The sequence below is a fragment of the Halalkalibacter flavus genome (genome assembly GCF_036663575.1).
Lineage (GTDB): Bacteria > Bacillota > Bacilli > Bacillales > Bacillaceae_D > Halalkalibacter > Halalkalibacter flavus.
In genome coordinates, this window is sequence record NZ_JAWRVK010000002.1 from 65,626 (window position 1) to 86,476 (window position 20,851).

23 protein-coding genes are annotated in these 20,851 nt (G+C 35.9%); 2 read left to right on the forward strand and 21 right to left on the reverse strand.

What is annotated here, in order from left to right:
- Nucleotides 1–50: 50 nt before the first annotated feature.
- The 7 genes from SAY88_RS01560 to kamA all read right to left on the reverse strand — a co-directional run bounded on the left by SAY88_RS01560 (nucleotide 51) and on the right by kamA (nucleotide 7,628).
- Entirely contained in the window at nucleotides 51–1,385 is a 1,335-nt protein-coding gene (locus tag SAY88_RS01560; protein WP_332628719.1) for an allantoinase, read from the reverse strand.
- 435 nt (nucleotides 1,386–1,820) lie between these two features.
- Complete coding sequence (locus SAY88_RS01565) at nucleotides 1,821–3,104, reverse strand: peptidase (protein WP_332628721.1); 1,284 nt, start codon at nucleotides 3,102–3,104, stop codon at nucleotides 1,821–1,823.
- A gap of 16 nt (nucleotides 3,105–3,120) precedes the next feature.
- Entirely contained in the window at nucleotides 3,121–3,789 is a 669-nt protein-coding gene (locus SAY88_RS01570) for a 3-oxoacid CoA-transferase subunit B (protein WP_332628723.1), read from the reverse strand.
- Nucleotides 3,774–4,463 carry a CoA transferase subunit A gene (locus tag SAY88_RS01575; RefSeq protein WP_332629028.1) on the reverse strand — a complete coding sequence of 230 codons (690 nt, stop codon included), beginning with the start codon at nucleotides 4,461–4,463 and terminating at the stop codon, nucleotides 3,774–3,776. The genes SAY88_RS01570 and SAY88_RS01575 overlap by 16 nt, the downstream gene beginning before the upstream one ends.
- Before the next feature lie 22 nt (nucleotides 4,464–4,485).
- The gene (locus SAY88_RS01580) at nucleotides 4,486–5,793 is read right to left on the reverse strand and encodes an aspartate aminotransferase family protein (protein ID WP_332628725.1); all 1,308 of its coding nucleotides are present in this window, start codon (nucleotides 5,791–5,793) and stop codon (nucleotides 4,486–4,488) included.
- 138 nt (nucleotides 5,794–5,931) lie between these two features.
- Nucleotides 5,932–6,204: a YokU family protein gene (locus tag SAY88_RS01585; RefSeq protein ID WP_332628727.1), complete on the reverse strand. Its 273-nt coding sequence runs from the start codon at nucleotides 6,202–6,204 to the stop codon at nucleotides 5,932–5,934.
- Nucleotides 6,201–7,628, reverse strand: a complete 1,428-nt coding sequence (gene kamA, locus SAY88_RS01590) for a lysine 2,3-aminomutase (protein WP_332628729.1) — start codon at nucleotides 7,626–7,628, stop codon at nucleotides 6,201–6,203. The genes SAY88_RS01585 and kamA overlap by 4 nt, the downstream gene beginning before the upstream one ends.
- Before the next feature lie 326 nt (nucleotides 7,629–7,954).
- Here kamA and SAY88_RS01595 point away from each other — a divergent pair, with 326 nt between their 5' ends.
- A complete protein-coding gene (locus SAY88_RS01595) occupies nucleotides 7,955–8,923 on the forward strand; it encodes a bile acid:sodium symporter family protein (RefSeq protein WP_332628731.1) in 969 nt (322 codons plus the stop codon).
- A gap of 87 nt (nucleotides 8,924–9,010) precedes the next feature.
- On the opposite strand, the gene solA is transcribed toward SAY88_RS01595, so the two are convergent.
- From solA to SAY88_RS01655, 12 genes are all read right to left on the reverse strand, one after another.
- A complete protein-coding gene (gene solA, locus SAY88_RS01600) occupies nucleotides 9,011–10,138 on the reverse strand; it encodes an N-methyl-L-tryptophan oxidase (RefSeq protein ID WP_332628733.1) in 1,128 nt (375 codons plus the stop codon).
- A gap of 166 nt (nucleotides 10,139–10,304) precedes the next feature.
- A complete protein-coding gene (gene yunB, locus SAY88_RS01605) occupies nucleotides 10,305–11,054 on the reverse strand; it encodes a sporulation protein YunB (protein WP_332628735.1) in 750 nt (249 codons plus the stop codon).
- Nucleotides 11,055–11,233: 179 nt separating this feature from the next.
- A complete protein-coding gene (locus tag SAY88_RS01610; protein WP_332628737.1) occupies nucleotides 11,234–11,659 on the reverse strand; it encodes an Hsp20/alpha crystallin family protein in 426 nt (141 codons plus the stop codon).
- 48 nt (nucleotides 11,660–11,707) lie between these two features.
- A complete protein-coding gene (locus SAY88_RS01615; protein ID WP_332628739.1) occupies nucleotides 11,708–11,926 on the reverse strand; it encodes a spore germination protein in 219 nt (72 codons plus the stop codon).
- Between the two features lie 52 nt (nucleotides 11,927–11,978).
- A complete protein-coding gene (locus SAY88_RS01620; protein ID WP_431308828.1) occupies nucleotides 11,979–12,362 on the reverse strand; it encodes a spore germination protein GerPE in 384 nt (127 codons plus the stop codon).
- A gap of 12 nt (nucleotides 12,363–12,374) precedes the next feature.
- Nucleotides 12,375–12,551, reverse strand: coding sequence for a spore gernimation protein GerPD (locus SAY88_RS01625; protein WP_332628743.1), 177 nt, complete (start codon nucleotides 12,549–12,551; stop codon nucleotides 12,375–12,377).
- 2 nt (nucleotides 12,552–12,553) lie between these two features.
- Complete coding sequence (gerPC, locus tag SAY88_RS01630; protein WP_332628745.1) at nucleotides 12,554–13,171, reverse strand: spore germination protein GerPC; 618 nt, start codon at nucleotides 13,169–13,171, stop codon at nucleotides 12,554–12,556.
- Between the two features lie 21 nt (nucleotides 13,172–13,192).
- The gene (locus SAY88_RS01635; protein ID WP_332628747.1) at nucleotides 13,193–13,393 is read right to left on the reverse strand and encodes a spore germination protein GerPB; all 201 of its coding nucleotides are present in this window, start codon (nucleotides 13,391–13,393) and stop codon (nucleotides 13,193–13,195) included.
- Between the two features lie 13 nt (nucleotides 13,394–13,406).
- Nucleotides 13,407–13,628, reverse strand: a complete 222-nt coding sequence (locus tag SAY88_RS01640) for a spore germination protein (protein WP_332628749.1) — start codon at nucleotides 13,626–13,628, stop codon at nucleotides 13,407–13,409.
- Nucleotides 13,629–13,848: 220 nt separating this feature from the next.
- Nucleotides 13,849–14,541, reverse strand: coding sequence for an OmpA family protein (locus SAY88_RS01645; protein WP_332628751.1), 693 nt, complete (start codon nucleotides 14,539–14,541; stop codon nucleotides 13,849–13,851).
- Nucleotides 14,534–16,360, reverse strand: coding sequence for a MotA/TolQ/ExbB proton channel family protein (locus SAY88_RS01650; protein ID WP_332628753.1), 1,827 nt, complete (start codon nucleotides 16,358–16,360; stop codon nucleotides 14,534–14,536). The genes SAY88_RS01645 and SAY88_RS01650 overlap by 8 nt, the downstream gene beginning before the upstream one ends.
- A gap of 250 nt (nucleotides 16,361–16,610) precedes the next feature.
- Entirely contained in the window at nucleotides 16,611–17,456 is an 846-nt protein-coding gene (locus tag SAY88_RS01655) for an aldo/keto reductase (RefSeq protein WP_332628755.1), read from the reverse strand.
- A 577-nt stretch (nucleotides 17,457–18,033) separates the two neighbouring features.
- Here SAY88_RS01655 and SAY88_RS01660 point away from each other — a divergent pair.
- The gene (locus tag SAY88_RS01660) at nucleotides 18,034–18,366 is read left to right on the forward strand and encodes a hypothetical protein (RefSeq protein WP_332628757.1); all 333 of its coding nucleotides are present in this window, start codon (nucleotides 18,034–18,036) and stop codon (nucleotides 18,364–18,366) included.
- Between the two features lie 111 nt (nucleotides 18,367–18,477).
- Here the strand turns inward: SAY88_RS01660 and cynS are convergent, their stop codons facing one another.
- Complete coding sequence (gene cynS / locus SAY88_RS01665; RefSeq protein ID WP_332628759.1) at nucleotides 18,478–19,005, reverse strand: cyanase; 528 nt, start codon at nucleotides 19,003–19,005, stop codon at nucleotides 18,478–18,480.
- A gap of 715 nt (nucleotides 19,006–19,720) precedes the next feature.
- The gene (locus SAY88_RS01670) at nucleotides 19,721–20,659 is read right to left on the reverse strand and encodes a S16 family serine protease (RefSeq protein ID WP_332628761.1); all 939 of its coding nucleotides are present in this window, start codon (nucleotides 20,657–20,659) and stop codon (nucleotides 19,721–19,723) included.
- Nucleotides 20,660–20,851 lie beyond the last annotated feature (192 nt).

Sequence of the window (20,851 nt, forward strand, 5' to 3'; positions counted from 1 at the left end):
GGTTCTGCTCCTGAATTCGGAATATTCAGTTTAATTTTTAGATACTATTGTTAAACACTAGTCTTGCTATTCAAGCCTTCGAAAACGCAAACGCCTCTTGAAAATGTATACAAGGTCTTTCCGATAAAGGTCTTCCCCACATACGGGCTAATTTTATGGCGATATTTAAGATCTTCTGCTTTCAACATGAATTTTTCATTAAGGTTAATGATTGTTAAATCGGCATCCGAACCGATTTGAATCGATCCTTTATTTGGATATAAACCAAAACGCTTTGCGGGTTGTATAGCGGTAACCTCTGCAATTTTTGACAATGAAACTCCACGTTTGTGGTAACCTTCCGTTAAGAGAGCATGTAATGTATTTTGACAACCAGCAATTCCTCCCCAAACATCAAAAATATGTTCGCCTTGTGTTTTTAACTCTGGAGGTGATGGTGAATGATCTGAGCTAATGATGTCTATATCCCCATTTTTTAAAGCTTGCCATAACAGTTCTACTTCTTCTCTTTCTCGCAAGGGAGGTGCACATTTAGCAGTAGGACCAATCTCCTCAAAGTCATCAATAGTTAAACTTAAATAATGTGGACACGTTTCGGCCGTTACGTCGACCCCTTGTTCTTTTGCTTCTTTAATTCGATTAATAACCTTCTTACTACTTACATGAACAATATGCAATTTACAACCTGTTAGCTCTGCATAACGTAAAACTCTTTCAACTGCTTCGAGTTCTGAGAGGATCGGACGTGAGTTGCAGTAATCTCGGCTGGATAAACGTTGTTCCTTTTTTGCTTTTTCGGTTAAATAATTTATCATCTCATTTGATTCTGCATGAAGCGCTAAAATTGAATCGAGTTCTGCAATTCTTTCCATTCCTTGAATTAAAGTACTATTATCAGCATACTGGAAATCATCCGTACCACATTCCGACATGAATGCTTTAAAACCAATAGCACCTTCTTCATGTAGTTCTGTTAGATTTTCAATATTATCTGGTACCAAACCACCCCATAGACGGTAGTCTACAATCGACTTTTCGTTAGCTAACTGTTGTTTTTCTAAATAGCGCTCCTTAGTAGTAGTAGGGGGATTGCTGTTTAAAGGCATATCAAAGAATGTTGTGATTCCCCCCGCAGCTAAGCTTTGGCTTCCTGTTTCAAGTCCTTCCCAATTATCTCTTCCAGGTTCATTAAAATGAACATGTACATCAATCAAACCCGGAAATATGTGTAAACCTTTAGCATCAATTATCTTTGCAGTTCCTGCTTTAATTGTTCCTGGTTCACAGATTGTGACAATTTTCCCATTATGTATTCCTAAATCCGCTTCAACCACATCGTTTTCAGTTACAACCGTTCCAAATAGTATGACCGTATCAAACAACATTTACCTGCCTCCTTTTTATAACGTTGATTAGAGTGTAAAAGATTCTTTCAAAATCATCATTAGCCACCTTGGCTGAATCAGCCCATTTTTGTTGTTCATCATGCACAATGTTCATATAAAAAAAATAAAATGTCCGTATGTTCTTATCTCATAATTTAGTTTTATCAGATGGTTCAAAAACTTTGGTTAATATTGTCAGATAATATAACGATCTTTTTATAAACTTCATATCTGTAAACAGATACATGTTTAAAAGAGTGTAATTTTTTATTTCTATTCTTGCTCTTTAAACTCATTACAATAAGACTTATAACAAATAAAAAAGACAAACGAAGTTGCAGATCTAACAAGATACGTGTACATCCGTAAATATACCTCACAGATTATATCCATCTTGCTATCTTTCACTTAGTTTGCCTATTTCAATTTATAGCTCTATTGCGCTTCTGCGATCCCGCACCAATCTATTACCGTTAAAGCAATGATTTCTGCTGTAACAAATACCTTATCAAGTTCTATATATTCATTAGGGAAATGTGCTTTTTCTGTTACTCCGGGTCCGAACACAACGGACGGAGTCTCTCCTACCTTTGTTAAGAGCCCCCCATCTGTTCCCCAAGGCGATGCTGCAACTATTGGTTCGTCTTTTAAAACTAATTGATAATTGTTTGCTAAAGAACTTACTAGCAGATGATTAGTTGGAATGGAACCAGGAAGCCATCTCGCACCAAACCATTCTATTTTTGGTGGGGTTTGTTTAAACCACGAATCTAGTTCCCCTAATTTTCTTACCCATTGTTCCATTTCTGCTTTGGCTTCCTCGATTGTTTCCTCTGGTGAAACTCCCATTCGTCCTTCAATTTGAACAAGATCACAAACGGAAGAAGGCCATTCTCCTCCTTCAATTTTTCCAATATTTATCGGGATCGGGATGGGGATCTTTTCATACAAAGGGTCTGTTATGCGGCTATTTCTCTCCTTCTCAAGGTTAAGAATATGATTAACAACTAGCATACTTTTTTCAATCGCACTAATTCCTTCATACCTCGTTCCACCATGAGCCGAACGTCCTTTCACAAAGATGCGAAACCACATTGACCCTTGCTGTTTTGGAAATATTTTCATATTCGTCGGTTCAGGGATAATTGCAGCATCGGCTTTATATCCCCTTTCAATACTAGCTAATGTTCCTGTCCCTCCACTTTCTTCTTCAATAACGCTCTCAAAGATCACATCACCTTTAAGAGGAATATTAAGAGCCTGAATAGCTTGAATAGCAAGAAGCAGCGAAACATTCCCCCCTTTCATATCCGTTACTCCTCGACCAAACATCTTTCCATCCTTTACTTTGCCACTATACGGGTCTTCATCCCATTGTTCACGATCACCGGCAGGAACGACATCAATATGTCCATTTAAAATAATGGATCGTCCCTTTCCTTTGCCTTTCAATACACCAACAACATTTGGACTTCCATGAAAATCAATTTTAGAAGAAGCAAAATACGGATGTGTTTGCAACTCTTTTCCTTCAGGGTCCCAAATATCAATATTTAAGCCCATTTCTGTTAACGTATCAATAACAATTTTTTGAGCCCCAGCCTCATTACCTTGAGTACTCTTGGCCTGAACTAGCTTCTGTAGCAAGTGAGTCCCTTTGCACCGATGAGCCTTTAACCAGCTTGAAATTTTGTCTCTAAAATGATGCTGATTTTCCATTGCTTTTCCCCCTAGTCTAGCTTTCTTTCACTATTTTCACCTCACCTGGTACCAGAAGATGTGCTTCTGTTGCTTCAATGACTTCCTCTGTAGAATATGGCTCCATTACCTCCTTTAATAGTAGCCCTTGATCTGTTACTTCAATTACTGCCATATCAGTAATAATCAAATTGACACAAGCTTTAGCTGTTAGTGGAAGTCGACATTGCTTCATGATTTTGGCATCACCGTTTTTATTTGTATGATTCATTACAACGATCACTTTTTTGGCTTTTTTTGCGAGCTCCATGGCGCCCCCTATTCCTGGCACTCGCTTTTTAGGGACGATCCAATTGGCAAGGTCGCCTTGTTCACTTACCTCTAGTCCTCCTAATATAGTGATATCTAAATAACCGGAACGAATCATTCCGAATGCAACCGCGCTATCAAAATAAGAAGCACCCGGAACGGTGGTAACAGGAAAACCAGCTGCATTACATAGTGTCGGATCTTCCTTTCCCTTTTCTGGTGCTTTCCCAATACCAAGTACTCCATTTTCTGCATGGAACATAACCCGACACTCAGATGCGAGATAATTAGCAACGAGAGAAGGGATTCCTATTCCTAAATTCACCATCATCCCGTCCTGTATTTCTTGTGCGGCGCGCTTAGCTATCCTTTCTCGAATATTCATTCCCATGCCCATTTCCAATCTACCCCTTTGCTTTGAATCACATAATCTACGAAAATACCCGGTGTATGAATATCATGGGGGTCTAATTTTCCAACAGGGACAATTTCTTCTACTTCAGCGATTGTAATATTTCCAGCCATCGCAACTAAGGGATTTGTATTCCTTGCACTTGTTTCATAAATTAAGTTGCCAAATTCATCTGCTTTCTTCGCGTAAACAATCGCAACATCAGCTCTAAGTGCAGATTCTATTAAAAATGTCTTCCCCTCTAGCTGAACTTTTTGTTTTCCTTCCTCCATCATGCTGTCGAGTCCAATATCTGTTAAAACGCCTCCCAACCCAACGCCTCCTGCACGAATACGTTCTGCTAATGTCCCTTGTGGCGAAAACTCAACTTCTAGTTGCCCATTAACCATTAACTGTCCTGCAACAGGATTTGAACCAATGTGCGAGGCTATTAGCTTTTTTGCTCTGCCTTGACTAATAAATTTTCCAATTCCGATTGTTGGAAAACCAGCGTCATTTCCGATCAATGTGAGGTCTTTCACACCTTTTTCTATAAGACCATTAATTAGTGTTGGAGGATTACCGACACCTCCAAATCCACCAAACATGAGAGAACAGCCATCATTAATATAGTTCATAGTGTTTTGTAGAGTACGCACTTTATTAAAAGGCTTGCGAATATTTTGCAAAGGCTTCAACCTCCTATCCTCCTTGGACTTCATGTAATGTGTCTGAAAAAAGCTTAATTAATTGATTAATCTCTTTTTCTGTAATGGTAAAAGGGGGGGAAATAATGATAGCATCTCCTTCAAATCCTTCTCTTCCAGCTGAAGCAGGATATAGAAGAAGTCCCTTTTCTCTTGCTGTAGTAACTATTTTCTGTGTTAGACGCCCATGTGATTCTGAGGTGAATTCCACCCCAATTAATAGCCCTTTTCCACGAATGTCTCCAATCATTGGAAACCCCTTGGCTAACACATGTAGTTTTTGAAGGAGAAGCGCCCCTTTATTTTCGACTTTTTCAACTAAATTTTCTTTTTCAATATAATTTAAAACAGCTAAAGCAACTGCAGTAGATTGTGGGTTGGCACTAAATGTATGTCCGCTCATAATCGATTTAGTTCCTTGTAAAATAGGCTTCATTACTTTATCGCTAGCGAGTGTCGCAGCAATAGGGGTATACCCTGCACTTAGTCCTTTTCCAAGAGTCATAATATCAGGCAACACATCCCAATGATCAAGAGCAAACATTTTTCCTGTACGACCTAGTCCTGTCATAACTTCATCTGCAATAAATAAAATGTTATATCGGTCACAGATCTTTCTAATTTGTTGATAATAGCCTTCAGGAGGCACAATTACTCCTCCTGCTGCACCAACAATCGGTTCGGCGATAAAGGCCGCAATATGTTGAGCTCCAATTCGCTTAATTGCTGTTTCAAGTTCGCTGGCACAAGCGAGCTGACAGTCTGGAAATGTTTTTTGAAATGGACATTGATAACAATACGGTGCTGAAATACTAGGATAATCCTCTAAAAGAGGAACAAATCGTTCACGACGTTTCACATGACCAGACATCGATAACGCCCCGATTGTAATTCCGTGATAGCTAATCCAGCGAGAGAGAATTTTGTTCTTTTGGGTTTTCCCTTGTTCTTGAAAATGTTGAATGGCAATTTTCATAGCAGTTTCAGCTGCTTCTGATCCACTATTTACAAAGAATGACCAATAGTTCTCTTTTGCATTTATCAAAGTGTTTAATTTTTGTGCTAATTGTTCAGCAGGGATCGTTGTAAATTGTGAACGGTAAACAAATGATACTTCTTTCGATTGCTCATGGACAGCTTCAATGATTTCAGTAACTGCATGACCAAGACTTGCGGTTACTGCTCCTGATGAACCATCTAGATACTTCTTCCCATGAGCATCATATATATAGATTCCTTCTGCTCGAACAGCCGTTGGGTAGTCTTCATCCATCATAGGTTTAATTAGTAATGAACGTTTCATTTTCATCCCTCTCTCTTTATGAAGGGCTTTTTTAACTTTAGCGTATTCAAAAAGACTGCAATGGCTCCACACGCTACAAGCCTCTAGGAGAATCCCGCTCCTAGAGGCTTAAAATTTGGTAGCGGTTCCGTTCTTTAATTAAAAACGAAAATAATTATATTTCAGAAAACGTTTTTTCTTCATTAGTTGCTTGTAGCTAATGCTTTTATCTAGTTTAGTTGTATCAATCAGGAGCAGCTGATCTTCTATTTTTTGAATTGTTTCTTCAGCTTGATACTCCATACCACAACTTTTACATTCCATCCCTGGTGTGTCTGTTATTTCTATGGCGCGCGTTCCATCGGGGAGCTCCCAGTAAACAGTACAACTTATTTCTTCAGCTTCGTGTTGCTCACACCATTCACACTTCATTTTTCCTCTCCTTTCTGAGATTGTGAATTTGAATCATAATTATATTTTTTTATTTCTGTTTGATACTTTTTTTCTTTCAATTCATCGCGTTTTTGGCGGCGATCTTTAAGTGTTGAATATCCTTCATTTTCTTGATAACTCGAGCGTCGATTGTATCGTTCCAACGATTTTGGAACGATTGTTTTTTGTTCATCGTTTAATAACGACGATATCCCTGTATTTGAATGGTTTTCTTTGTAATTATGATAAATATTGCTGAAATAATCATCTGCACGCCCAGGAATGTACCCTTTTGGTTCAGGATAACTTGTAATAACACCTTCAAAATTTCGGAGAACAACTTTTTCTGGACTTTGGGAAATCATATAGTTCGGTTGAAGTGTAATCTTCCCCCCACCACCAGGAGCGTCGACTACAAACGTAGGTACACTATAACCTGACGTATGACCACGTAATCCTTCAATAATTTCAAGACCTTTTGAAATAGGTGCTCTGAAGTGACCGATCCCTTCTGATAGATCACACTGATAAATATAATAGGGACGAACTCGAATTTTCACTAAATCATAATTTAATTTTTTCATTATTGGTAAGCTATCATTAATACCTGCTAAAATAACCGCTTGATTGCCAACTGGAACCCCTGAATTTACGAGCATTTCACATGCCTTTTTGGACTCTTCCGTAATTTCAATTGACGTATTAAAATGCGTATTTAACCAAACTGGGTGGTATTTCTTTAAAATGTTGCATAAATTTTCTGTAATTCGTTGAGGGAAAACGACTGGTGCTCTTGTTCCAATTCGAATGATCTCCACATGTGGAATGTCACGTAAGTTCTTTAATATATATTCAAGAATCTTGTCATTAATTAACAATCCGTCACCACCGGAAAGAAGAACATCACGTACTTTCGGGGTGTTGCGGATATAATTAATTGCGTCATCTAATTGCTTCTTAGGGACCCCCATTCCGATTTGACCAGAGAACCTTCGTCTAGTACAGTAGCGGCAATACATAGAACATTGATTTGTAACTAGAAATAGCACACGATCAGGATAACGGTGCGTCAATCCTGGTACTGGAGAGTCTTCATCTTCTTCTAATGGATCCTCTAAATCATATTTTGTTTTGTTAATTTCTTCTCCAATGGGTACAGACTGCATTCGGATCGGGCACCTTGGATCATCTGGATTCATGAGTGAAGCATAATAAGGAGTTATATTTAAAGGAATCGTTTTCGTTGAAATTTTCACACCTTCTCCTTCTTCAGGTGTTAAATTCACTACTTTTTTTAGATCATCAAGAGTTCGAATGGTATTGGTTAATTGCCAAATCCAGTCATCCCATTTCTCTTGCGTTACATCTTTCCAAAGTTCAATGTCTTTCCAGTGACGATTTGGTTTATATAAATCCATTTTCATGACAGACCCTCCTAATAATTGACTCATCCATTTAAATGCAATTTTTATGCCAATTTCGTTTGTTCCTGACACTCCTGCTATATGCGGTACTCTTACCACATAACAAAAAGAAACGACTAAAAAGCTGCCAGAACTTTGGCACGAATATTTCTAGAAGTCGTTCCTATTACCTTCTTCGACTGCCAAATATTGAGCAGTCAATGCAAGAATTTTGGCATATTTTTCTTACACTATAATTAGGGTGTTTTCAAAATTTTTTGTTATTATATCTGTAAAATGTTACAATTTTTTAAAAAAGAAACAAAGTTTGGTAGGGGGAATGAGAAATGAGTGGATTACACTCTTTTAGTCAATTTGTAAGTAAATATTTTGCGGTAATCGTAATCTTAATTAGTATGATTGCATTTATGTCACCAGATACTTTCACGTGGATTGCACCTCATATCACATTATTACTAGGAATTATCATGTTTGGTATGGGGCTAACATTAAGGTTATCTGACTTTGGGGTTGTCTTAAAGAAGCCAATTCCAGTTATTATTGGTGTCATCGCACAATTTGTTATTATGCCGCTTGTTGCTTTTGGAATAGCTATTGCATTAAATTTGCCTCCTGAGCTCGCAGCAGGTCTTGTATTAGTAGGAGCGTGTCCAGGGGGAACGGCATCCAATGTGATGGTGTACTTAGCTAAAGGAGATGTGCCAGTTTCTGTCGCTATGACTTCTTTTTCAACGTTACTAGCTCCAATTCTGACTCCATTTATTTTATTTCTTTTAGCTGACCAATGGTTCCCTGTTGATGCAGGAGCTATGTTTATCTCAATTATTAAGGTGATTATTATACCAATTGCTTTAGGAATCATTTTAAGAAAATTAATGCCTAATTTTGTTGATAAGAGCACAACTGTTCTTCCTTTAATTTCGATCGTTGCTATTTTAGCTATTGTTTCAGCTGTTGTTGGTGCGAACAAAGATAACATTGCTACAACTGGATTACTGCTGTTCGTTGCTGTTATGCTTCATAACTCTTTTGGTTTAGTCTTAGGTTACCTTACAGCTAAACTTGTTGGATTAGACGAAGCGAAACGGAGAGCCATTTCCATTGAAGTTGGGATGCAAAACTCAGGCCTAGGTGCTTCACTTGCAACCGTTCATTTTTCACCATTGGCTGCATTACCAAGTGCTCTATTTTCTGTGTGGCACAACATTTCCGGCCCGCTCCTTGTTAGTATTTGGGGTTGGATTGACAGTAAAAAATCTAAGGAAGAGGTTGATACAAAGACACCATCTATGTAAAGATATAGGGTTATCCTAGGTCACTTCAGCACTTTGGATAACCCTTTTCGTTACGTTTACGTAAATGTAATAAAATTTTTTTCTTAACTACATAAACCGATTGATCGCAAACTGAGAAATGTCTACATCATTCTTCCCTGAAATAATCAAATTACTCAATGCTTGTCCAACAGCACTGCTAAATTTAAACCCATGGCCGGAGAACCCCGCTGCAATTGCAACGTTTGAATGGTTTGGATGTAAATCAATGATAAATTTCTCATCTGGCGTGAGTGTATACATACATGTTTTGCCGTATTTCAATTGCTGTGCACCAGGTATATATTGATTTAAGTAGTTTACTAAATCTCCTTCATCTGCTTCTATTTCACCAAAAGCTAACATTGATTCATCAGGGCTTATTGGATCTCCTCCATCATGACGACCGACCTTTATCCCAGCACCATCAATACTTGGAAAGCCGTAGTACATACCTTGAGAAGTCTCAACCGCAAAAGCTGGAAACTTGGTATGATGATAAACCTTCTCATCAGCTTGAAACCATGCAAAAGTCTTCCTTACTGGTGTAAGAGGAACCTCTAAATCTAACATTGAAAGTAGCTGCCCTGCCCATGCGCCAGCAGCAACAACTAAAGCCTCAGAATAAAATGTCTGTCCATCTGTTAGGATCGTCACTTTTTCATTCTTAATAGAAATCTTTCTTACCCTGCTATTTGTAATGATCGTAGCCCCATTCTTCTTAGCAAGTTCTTGATATGCTTGAATGCTTTCCTCACATTTTAAGACTCCTGACGTTGGTTCAAAGCAACCTATATAGTTGCTAGGCAAAGAAAAACCGGGCCAACGGTTTTGAACTACTTTTGAATCCATAATATCTACTGGCAACGAATACTTTTGGGAACTAGAAATTATATTTTGAATAAAATCAGATTCTTCATTTCCGGCATTGATGACACCTGTTTGCAAAAACAATTGTTTGCCTGAACTTTTCTCTAAATCACTCCATAATTCTTGAGCTCTAAGTACGAAAGGCACATACTCTTCACCCTCACCATAAGCATAACGAATAATTCGCGTCTCCCCATGATGACTCCCTTTGTCGTGAGGCGGGTTAAACGCGTCTAATAATAAGGTTTTCTTTCCACTTTTAGATAGATAATACCCTGCAGCCATTCCCATTGAACCCGCACCAATTACGATTACATCAAAATTCATTTACTTACCTCCATACATTTGTAAAACTAACCTGATTCAGCTTATTAACTATAATTAATAGCATAATCTACTGCAATTTTTATAGCAACGAATAAATAACAAGGCTTGTTTCAAGAAGTTTAAGAAGGTAGTCTCATGATCGAAACTACCTTCTTTCATTAGGTTTTTATCTACTGCCATCAGGTGATGAGCCAGCTGGGAGAATCATCCCTCCGCCTTCTGAGTAGTATTCAGGTACTTCTCCTTGGATATTAATTAGCCCAACAGGAATGGTCGTTTTAACCGCTTCCTCTCTAGTTGCAAATGGGATGACGATCTTTGCATCTACTATCACATCAAAATTTACTGACAACGTGGTATTGTTAATCCCTGTATTTATTACTTCCCAATTTAGATCCGTCTTCACATCCCCAATTGCAGAGAAACGTACAGGGATTTTTGGCCCTAATTGAGCAAGTAATGCATTATTCGTTGCTTGACCTAATGGGATGTTATATATAAGTCCACCATCATTTGTCGAAATGGGCTCACTTTCTGTATCTATCGAAATATCAAAAGCCTCACCTCGTTCAATGGCTTTCAAATGTCTCTCAACACGCAATGTGGCTTCAGACAAAATCCGATTGTAAATTTGTGTATTAAACTGTATGATGTTTTCACTATTAGTAATAAACAATTCATCCTGATTAAGGTCAGAAGCGATTTTCTTTGAGACCGCATCATTGATAGCCCTTGTCGCAATGACTTTTGTTTCAGTAGTTGCGATTTCCATAAGTGTTGGACGAATGCCCTTCTCAATAATCCATAACCCTTGAACAGTTAAAGCAACGAAGATAATAAAAGATAGAAGCAAAACATAACGAAATGGCAGCGGACCTTTTCGAGGTCGGGGCCTGCTTCTTCTTGGTGCTCTCATGCTGATAACCCCCTTCGCAACAATTATATGCAGCAAAGGTGTCAGTTTGACCTAAAATTTTGTTCAAGCTTGAGCATCTAGAATACATGTCATTAATTGCGTGTATTCTATTAATTAAGGAAAGTAGTTACACTCTGACTACATAGTAAAAAAGCCATAGTTAACCTACGACTTTTAAACTACTCTTCATCTCTGATAGGAATCCCTAATTTCTCTTTTTCGTTTACTGGTATAAGCCGGTACAAGTGCACTGTTAGTAAGCCACTTTTATAAGATGCATCAATTTTATCTTTACGGACTGGAAAAGGTAGTTCTACTATCCGTTTATAAGAACCGTGCGGAAATTCCTGTTGAATAATTTGAAATCCATTATACTCGAGGGAATTAGAACCGCTTACCTCTAATGTACTCCCATTTACAGACAAGTGGATTTCTCCTACTCTTTTGATACCAGGAAGAAAGACATTACAGATTAATTCATGACCAGATTGATATAGATTTACTCTAGGCTGAGAATAAGCTCCATTAAAAAGGTTGTTAAAATTATTCCAGAATTCCCCTTGAAATTGGGATTGAAATGGATTATTCCACTCGTTAATATCCAATTCACTTCACCACCTTAAAATAGAAACTAAAACTTCATAACTCTAAATTTAAACATTGCCACCAATGTTTTGGTCAGCAACATCAGGATCAAAGGTATTATTGACACTAAATCCATTATTAGTAATCACAAAATCACCCGTAATTGCACTCCCAGACCCTGTTACAGATTTCCCGGTCGTTTTTGGTGAGATATTTTGGGCGTCGCCGAAATTAATAACTCCTTCATTTGAATTAATTTTAAATGGTCCTCCTACAATTGAAGGCATAAAAAACACCCTTTTCATTTTATAGTTAAATTAATATATTGAAGCCGTTACATTACTCGTCATTATCTTTTTGACCATGTAATAACTGTCTAATGTGCTTAACTCTAGATTCAGAATCAATCAATTGAGTTGATCCTACATGCAACACACTTGATACAGCAACTGCTGTAACAAAGATATTGTTCACTTTTATTGTAGGAGATTCATTGTACCTTACAAAATGTACAGGTTCGTCAAAGTCAGGCTTCGGTAATGGTCTCGTAAAAACAGGATCCCTAAAATGACCTTCATCGCCATAAAATAGCTCAAATTGACGTTGCAACGCCCATACTTTGGAACGTGGTTTGATCGAATATGAATCTCCTATTTCCAAAATAGAACTAAGACCTAAATTGATCACTTTCATGTTTTTAACGACAGAAGTTCGTTTTAACAAGATGGACACTCCTTATGCCCGGGCAAGTGGCACAAATGGCCCTATAATTAATGATTCAGGTGGTGTATCAAAAGCAGAAGACAACGAAATCGTTTCTGCGTCTCCCACTAAGAAGATAGCTGAACTAGCGACGTCAGTCACTCGAACATTATCTACGGATATATTTTTATTCACAACAGTAAAGTTCATAATTACGAATCATTCTCCTCTCGTGGTAAATTCCCAACAAATTCTTCATAGGTTTTGCAAATATCCTCTTTCACTTTATTAAATGTCAATTCCTCAATCTCAGCTAATTGCTCTTGGTTCAAATTTTGTGGTTTCATTTGATTAAGGTAATGCTGAATGCGCTGATCGATTTGCTTTCGAATATCTTCGATTATAAATTGTCTGTACTCGTTATTTAACTGATATTTGAGACGCTTTTCGATTGTATCGATGTCTTGATAGCATGATTTGTTTAAATATTCATGTACACGCTGTTGAACATTTTTATAAATAGGCGGATGTTGTGGGGCAGGAGGAACATTAAATTCACCTTGGTGAACGGCAAAATCCTCAATTGAATTTTCTCCGTTCTGAGGCGTAATCCCAATATTCAACGTACCTTCTAATCTTTCGACTTTAAGTTGATCAAACTTATATTCAATTTTTTCGATATTTGAAGTTTGATTTTGTTTTAATGTATTCATTTCACTTTGAAGCTCTTGGATTTGTAACTCTAATTGATTAATTCTTTGCTGCTGAGTTTGTAAATATCCATACATTTGTTGGAGATTTTGTATTAAACTTGAGTAATCATAGTACACGAAATCTCCTCCTTTTTACTATTATGTCGCGGGCGGAATGAGAGGGGCAATTGGAGCCGGTGTTGTTACTTCTGGTGCCGGTTCTGTAAACCCTCCTGTATTATAAAGGTTTGATAGAGATTTAATCATTCCTGCACTACCAATTTGCAATACAGATGAATTGGATATCCCCTCAATCTTCAAAAGATGAATCGATATATTTTGATTAATATGAAAATTCATTTGCTCCTCCTAACTAAATAATAGTTTTAATGTTGGAATCATTGAGGTCTTTGTCATATGTGTTCGTTTGACTATGCTGATTACTTATCCTTAAATAATCCCCTGTATTAAATGATCCTGCACCTGCATATGCCTTTGATGTACTCGATGGTGACATGTTTAATACATCCCCGATATTAAAAACTCCACTACCTTCAATACTTAATACTTTTACCGTTCCTACGATTGCGGGCATAAGAAACCATCCTTTTTAATGATGCTAATAGTAAAATATGTTGAACCGTGATAAATGTTCATATAATATATGTAGTTTTGTAATTACATTTTAGAAAGGGGGTGTCTCAAAGGTCTATTTTTGACCTTTGAGACACCCCCGAAGCCATTGCCAACTCTGTTCCGGAATTTTGGGAAAGCCTCTTACAATACTATAACCTATTCCACCTTGTTTTCACTTGTCATCCATCAAGTAACTCACGTGTTTTTTCTAATATCTCTTCATCTTTTAATCGAAACTTAAATTCTACCCGACGAGAGGCTTGATTGCTATAATTTCCTGCTTCATCAGTCCGCCCTTCCGTGTAAGATTTCCCGTTTACCGTTAATTTATCTTTTAAATGGTCCTGAATATTTCTATAAGGAAAATCTTCACTTAAAATATATTCCGCTACACTAAATGCCCTTTGCTGCGATAACTCTAGATTGTATAAATAACTGCCAATTTGGTCGGCATGGCCTTCAATAATGATTTCAGAAATATAATCATCATACCCACTTTCCAATAACACATCTAAATAGGCAGGTACAAACTCATCTAAAAACTCAAACGCCTCTGGCTTTAAAATGGCTGCATCAAACTCAAACAATATATCCGTATTAAAAATTAACGCACCCGTTTTCTCATCAATTTCAATGTTAAGAGAAGAATCACTAAATTCTTCATTCAAATCGTTGATTAAGTCTACTCTGACCCCCATAATTTGGTCAATCGTTCGTTTCATTTCTTCAATTTGAAATGATTTGATTACCATCATGATGATAAAGATGAGGATGAAACAAAGTAAGATCGCTGTTAATAAATCTGTGAATGACGGCCAAAAATGACTTTCTTCTTCTTCACGATGAAATAGTCTTTTATACTTTCTAATCATTTGTTCCAACCCTTATTCGACTGCTTTGCATTTTTGCCTCTTGAGAGAAAGACTGAAGCTGGCGATTCAACTGGTGAAATTCTTGACTTAATTCATTAAGTGTTTGCTGTAAAGAGCGAGTATTTCTTTGTTGATTATCGTCGGTAATTTCACTAATCTGCTTAAATTCCTTTTTAACCACTTCATTCATATCAACTACATACTCAGCTAAGTTTTTACTTACTTTGTCCAATCGATCACCAAGAGTCCCTTCCAAGTTGACAACATATTTAGAAAGGGTATCCTTTAATGCCGTAACACTCAACTCAATCTGATTTTCTTTATGATTGAACGAATCCGACATTTGCGAAATAATTCGATTGATGTCATTTAATAGCTGATTGTTCTTCATACCTAGTTGCTCGTAGGACCGCGATACATCATTCATATAGCTCTCTAAGGTTTGTGCATTGGATGAATGTGTCTGTAAATGATTTGAAAAATCAAGATTAAACTGCTTTAGTTCGTCAAAACGGTAGGATAATAAACTCTTATACTCCGATTGTGCTTTGTTCACTGTTTCTAACGCATTTGGGAGACGAACAACAGAATTCCCAAGTGTATGAAAATCATTCCGAAGTTCTCGTAAATACGAGTTCATTTCAAATAATTTTGCACTTACATCTTCTCCAAAAATCCGTTCGAATTTTTGATTATTCTCTTTCATCAGCTTAGCAAATTGATCACTCTGTGAAATCATCTTCTCAAAAGATGCATAAATCGATTCTTGTCTTTGAGCAACTGAAGAGAAAAAGTCTCTCAAGTCTTCAACCGAATGCTGGAAGTGAGTCATTGTTTCTGTTTGGGAATTTGTTAGTTCAGATACCTTTTTATACGTTTCAGTAAAAGCACTTGTCATTTTTTCATTTCTCTGATCTATTTTGTAAAAATAGGAGAATAATTGATCAAAGTTTTTATTTAGTTTCGTGACCCCTTTATCAAAGCCATTAGTTACTTCTTGAACATTATTAAAAATAGCCGTGAAATCCTTAAGGTTTGCTGATAAACCCTCATTAAACTTTGCTAAATCTTTAGCAGATTGCTGCAACCCCACAGTATATTCTTGAAAGCCATGAAAAGAGTCAACAATACTCTGTAAAGATTGTTCATTCGTTTCCCGTAGTTGATTGATGGAAGAATTGATCGTTTCGGATACATCAATGAGACGAGCCATCGCATCTGGTTCCGTCTCCTCTAAAAAAGATTCTGTTTTTAACATAATATCTGTTAGCATCATTTCCGTATTCGCTACTCGAGTTATAACTGTCATAATTAAAGATAACCCCATACCTGCAATACTCGTATAGAACGCCACATCAATACCTGCTAGTACCATCGCGACATTTTCAACAAGTTGGTCGCCTGTAGCATTAATGCTTCCAAGTGATATAGCAAGTCCAATGAAAGTCCCTAATACACCAATTAAAATAAAAACGGATACGGTCATTTGAATCATTTTGATGAGACTTACAACTGGTATATTAAACACACGCCAACTGGAGAACTTATTTTGGACAAATGTCTCCACTTTTACAGATTCCTGTTGATTCTTATGTCCAAATTCCATCTGAAACCTATTTACAGGAGCAATCTCCAGTGAATTTGTATCATTAATAAAGTTGCGTATTCTTCGTAATTTACTAAATAAAACAAAATGAATAACAACAGTGACGGTAAATGTCAAAAAAAGTACCAAGAAAATGAATTCAATTAACGAATTGGATAAAATAGATTGAGCTTGCTGTTCACTAACAAAAAATTTCAAAATAGCTTCAACCATTCAAAGTCCCCCTATTTGTAAAACATAGCTTGTCACGTAACTTAAAGGTAATACAATGCAAAAGAATGTCAGAAGATCGTTTTTTATATTTATTCAAAAGCTGGACAAATCATGCATGGAAACAAGGCGATCATGTTCAAAAGCTAAACTACATAACAGCTAGTTATTAAAGCTAAAAATCCGCCCATTATTTCTTTGGGCGGATTTGAATAACAGTATTTTGATGAGATTCATTATTAACTACTCCTATTTAAAACTCTTCATAAATAGCAGGATCTTGATTATTTATTCTGCCATCAGTTTGATTTAAACCTAATATAAGATTCATATCTGCTTCATCTAAGGTAAAGTCAAAAATTGATATATTTTCAAATTGTCTTTCAGGAGACGAAGATTTAGGAATTGAAATAGCTCCAAGTTGATAATGCCAACGAAGAATAACTTGCGATATTGATTTGTTGTGTTTTTCTGCAATTTGTTGCAAAGTACTATTTTGTAAGACTTCATTCGCTCGAGCTAACGGGCTCCAAGATTGTGTTGTAACATTATTCACTTTATGCCATTTTCTTTGTTGTTCTTGATTAAATAAAGGATGTAATTCAATTTGGTTTATACTCGGCATAACACCGGTTTCCCTATGTAAACGCTCTAAATGTTCAGGCAGAAAGTTACAAACACCAATAGATCGAATCAGTCCCTTCTTTTTAGCGTCTATTAATGCTTGCCAAGCTTCTAAGTAGTTATCTTGTTTTGGATTCGGCCAATGAATGAGGTATAAATCATAATAATCTAAATTCGCACGATATAAAGATTCTTCTATCGTTATGACAGCTTTTTTATACTCTTGATATCGTCCTGGTAGTTTAGAAGTAATTTTTAATTCTTCTCTTGAAACAGAACTTCGTCTAACAGCCTCACCTACTGTTCCTTCGTTCTCATAATTATAAGCAGAATCAATTAACCGATATCCTCTTTCATCAATAGCGCTTTGTATAGCATCGGCTCCTTGACATCCCTTAAGTGTATATGTACCTAATCCAACAACTGGAATAGTAACACCATCATTTAATGTTATTTCAGGAATAGGTATTCCCATAGATAATCGCTCCTCTCAACAATATGTCTAAGTACTAGTTATACTATTGCCTACTAATATAAATTCTCTCTTTAAAATTTCACAATCAAATTTTTTTAAGCCTTTGTTTTAAATCAGTATCCTCACTCCAGTTCATTTTATATATTTTGATGTTTTAATTTTACTATAATTAACCAATTTAAAATATAGTACATATAATTTTTTGCTAGAATCCAATAATTTTAAGCTCTCAAAAAACTTAAAGGCTCTATTTCTTCTCCTCACTTTTACTTTATAACTTATCCTCCCCCCACTAAATACTTTGTGAGGTTTTGTGAAAATGAATCACTATAGAAAAGATCGCAATTAATAGTTCTTTCATCTTATTTTCAAAGAATAAATCAACTATTAAGAATTTTTCTGTTACACTATAAATCCATGTTTTCGATTACTAATTGAATGACAGCGTAATGAAAAAAAATGTCGTAAAACAATAGAGACTAACAGAAAACCAATGTCAATCAGCTAATGAATGTCAACTCCTTAGATAACAGATAAAAAGATTCATTAGGTAATATTTTTTAAGGGGTGTTAGTAAATGATGAACGTAAAAGAATCTGAACTAATAAATGCCCTACAGCAATTTGACGAATTAATAATGGACACGCCTGATGAAAGAAAATTTGTACTAAAATTCAAAGATTTCATCATAACTTTATTAAAAACAAAAACAACAACTGTCACAATACCTATTGTTGAGGTCATGACAGTAATTAAAACGAAAAAACTTCTTGTATTTTCAATTTTAAAAAAAGAGTACGACAATAATCTCATTATGAATGTTGTCACTCAGATAGATGTTGAGTACCGAGAAGCTTATAGAAAGTTGTATGACATAAAGCAGCAGTTGGGGATTATTAAACGATATTAATTGTAATTAAAATTTTGTCTACTTAATTATCCCCCTTACAGAACAAAAATATACCATTAAAATCCATCTATTTGAATTTAAATGGTATAAACAGAAAAGGATTTCCCCCGTCTACCATTTTTCATAGGGTAAAAATTTTCCGTCTAATGTAATAACGACTCGTTCTCCTTCCGGGTCTTCATCGTCTGGACGTTTATCAACTTTTATATCTAGATTGATGGCACTCATAATTCCATCTCCGAACATCTCATTAATGAGTGCCTTTAGAGTTGTACCATATACTTGTGTTATTTCATAAAAACGGTAGATTAATGGATCAACCGGCACTGTCCGATCAAGGGACCCTCTCATCGGAGGCTCCTCTAACACATAAGCCAAACGAGAGTCTACCTCAAGAAGCTCTGTTAACTGGAAAGCATCTTCTCTTTCCATGCTTGCCTGCCCTAACATGGCAGCCGCTACCCACTCCTTGCTTCCACCAATCCTAGTAGCTATTTCTTCAAAGGTTAACTGTTTCATTCGTTTAGCTACTAATAATTCCTGTGAAACCATCGCACGATTTACATAAGCAGCCGTTGGAAAGGGATGGGGTTGGTAAGACTGAGGTAAATCATAAGCTTGATGTTTGTTATTTTCCATGAAAACTCCTCCTCTTATAAACTATATGTAGTCTATGCCGTTGCCTAAGCCTAGGTGTCCGTCCAGATCATTCCTATCGTTTTCAAAATAACTCTCCGAATTTATGTCCGTAACTTTAAGCTCTTCTTCTAAATTTCCAATTTTTACATATTACTTCCCTATAAACCATCTATTGGGGGGCTGAAAATTATAAAGATTTTAGTTGCTTTTATTAGCTTGACTTTCGTTGCTTATGTAACTACGAAGTTTAAGCAGAACTTTCCAGAAACATACTCATTTGGTCAATTTGTAAAAAATGAGAAAAGTACCACTAAACCTCTAGCAGAAAAACCGTATATAACAAACAGTGAAACTACTAACAGTAGTGATATTGGAGATGAAGGAGAATAGATTAAAATATGTTCAAGTGATACAGTAACCAAAGTTTTATATATCACTTTAAAAAGAAATCTAACAAAACTTGATTGACGTACTACTAAAAGGCAAGAATAAATACTACTTTAAATATGTATTTGAAATGTATGTTTCTTGTTATATTTTCTAACAGGAATCCATACAACTTTTGAAATAATTGATAATATAAAATCACCCGATAAACAGTTGGATTGTAGCCCTATTCATGGAATGATTTGGCGATACAATTCCATCTTCTAATAAAAAAAGCCTTTGGCATTTGCCTTGGCTTTTTTTATTATTACTCTCCTCCTTAAACACTCTACATAGGTTTGTTTAATTGCTTGATAGCTTCTTTTACTTCATCAATATGGCTAACAGACAAAATTTCAATCGATAATTCTTCTTGAAACTTCACCCTCTCTGCTTCTTCAACATTTTGCATTGGTAAGATAATCCATGGTAGCCCTTTTTGTTCGGAAATTAACATTTTCTCTTTAATCATTCCTACTTCCAAAACATCCCCATTAGGTTCAATCGTTCCAGTGACCCCAAATGGAATATGGTTCACTAATATTCCCTGATGAATCATAGCTGTTAGCGCCAGTGCTAACCCAGCACTGTTTCCAATCATATTTTCTCGTTGCAAAAAAGCATTAATAAATTCAATGTCTTCCTGAATGTAATTTTTCACATTCTCCCCCATTTGATGGAAGTCTTCTTTTTCAAACCCTACCATTTTTACACTCTCTCTTATTTTACTTTTATAGCGATCTTGATTTGTCATTTCGTACAACTCATAAATTTCAACATCACCACTAGTATAGGTGTCTCTAATTACTTCTTTGTTATCTATGTAATGAATATCGATTAATTTCACTGATAATATATGTATACCTGAATCTTTAAGTAGTTCTTCTGGTTCCTCGTATCCAGTTACGACATAAGTATGACTTTCATAGTTTAAGAGAGGAAATTCATAATAAAAGAAGAGCAATAAGAACAAAATGAAAAAAACGGTTGTCAGTCTCTTCTGTTTGTTATTCCGATAGATAACTAAAAAAATTAAACCAATAACCATCGTTATAATGAGAGAACCCAAAAAGAAAAAACCATTAATAATATTAAAATAATAGATACTACCTAAAATTACATAGACAGGAATTGAAATAAAAAGACTATGCAGTACCAATAAAATTATTTTCGGCTCATGACTGTTTTTATTTTGTATATGCCTTTGAAGGCGTGTATCATCTTCCATACAAATTCCCCTTTATATATATTTTCTTTGAAATGTATATTTTTGCTATTTAATATGTGAACCCCAATATCTTAACATAAAATGTTAATTACACTTAAATTCTTTAGATTTAAAAATTAAAATTCTATGGGAAAAAGAAAAAAACAGGAAGAATAAGTCTAGATCTCGAAATACTTAACCATCATCCTTTAG

Excerpts from the sequence above, each read along its gene's own strand:
- SAY88_RS01640 (WP_332628749.1), bottom strand. The coding sequence starts at position 13,628 with ATGCCCGCAATCGTAGGAACGGTAAAAGTATTAAGTATTGAAGGTAGT.
- SAY88_RS01660 (WP_332628757.1), top strand. The coding sequence starts at position 18,034 with ATGATGAACGTAAAAGAATCTGAACTAATAAATGCCCTACAGCAATTT.
- cynS (WP_332628759.1), bottom strand. The coding sequence starts at position 19,005 with ATGGAAAATAACAAACATCAAGCTTATGATTTACCTCAGTCTTACCAA.
- SAY88_RS01670 (WP_332628761.1), bottom strand. The coding sequence starts at position 20,659 with ATGGAAGATGATACACGCCTTCAAAGGCATATACAAAATAAAAACAGT.
- solA (WP_332628733.1), bottom strand. The coding sequence starts at position 10,138 with ATGAATTTTGATGTAATCGTAATTGGTGCGGGTTCAATGGGAATGGCT.
- SAY88_RS01570 (WP_332628723.1), bottom strand. The coding sequence starts at position 3,789 with ATGGGCATGGGAATGAATATTCGAGAAAGGATAGCTAAGCGCGCCGCA.
- SAY88_RS01560 (WP_332628719.1), bottom strand. The coding sequence starts at position 1,385 with ATGTTGTTTGATACGGTCATACTATTTGGAACGGTTGTAACTGAAAAC.
- SAY88_RS01580 (WP_332628725.1), bottom strand. The coding sequence starts at position 5,793 with ATGAAACGTTCATTACTAATTAAACCTATGATGGATGAAGACTACCCA.
- SAY88_RS01585 (WP_332628727.1), bottom strand. The coding sequence starts at position 6,204 with ATGAAGTGTGAATGGTGTGAGCAACACGAAGCTGAAGAAATAAGTTGT.
- SAY88_RS01625 (WP_332628743.1), bottom strand. The coding sequence starts at position 12,551 with ATGAACTTTACTGTTGTGAATAAAAATATATCCGTAGATAATGTTCGA.
- SAY88_RS01645 (WP_332628751.1), bottom strand. The coding sequence starts at position 14,541 with ATGATTAGAAAGTATAAAAGACTATTTCATCGTGAAGAAGAAGAAAGT.
- kamA (WP_332628729.1), bottom strand. The coding sequence starts at position 7,628 with ATGAAAATGGATTTATATAAACCAAATCGTCACTGGAAAGACATTGAA.
- SAY88_RS01565 (WP_332628721.1), bottom strand. The coding sequence starts at position 3,104 with ATGGAAAATCAGCATCATTTTAGAGACAAAATTTCAAGCTGGTTAAAG.
- SAY88_RS01635 (WP_332628747.1), bottom strand. The coding sequence starts at position 13,393 with ATGAATTTTCATATTAATCAAAATATATCGATTCATCTTTTGAAGATT.
- SAY88_RS01650 (WP_332628753.1), bottom strand. The coding sequence starts at position 16,360 with ATGGTTGAAGCTATTTTGAAATTTTTTGTTAGTGAACAGCAAGCTCAA.
- yunB (WP_332628735.1), bottom strand. The coding sequence starts at position 11,054 with ATGAGAGCACCAAGAAGAAGCAGGCCCCGACCTCGAAAAGGTCCGCTG.
- SAY88_RS01595 (WP_332628731.1), top strand. The coding sequence starts at position 7,955 with ATGAGTGGATTACACTCTTTTAGTCAATTTGTAAGTAAATATTTTGCG.
- SAY88_RS01655 (WP_332628755.1), bottom strand. The coding sequence starts at position 17,456 with ATGGGAATACCTATTCCTGAAATAACATTAAATGATGGTGTTACTATT.
- SAY88_RS01615 (WP_332628739.1), bottom strand. The coding sequence starts at position 11,926 with ATGCCTTCAATTGTAGGAGGACCATTTAAAATTAATTCAAATGAAGGA.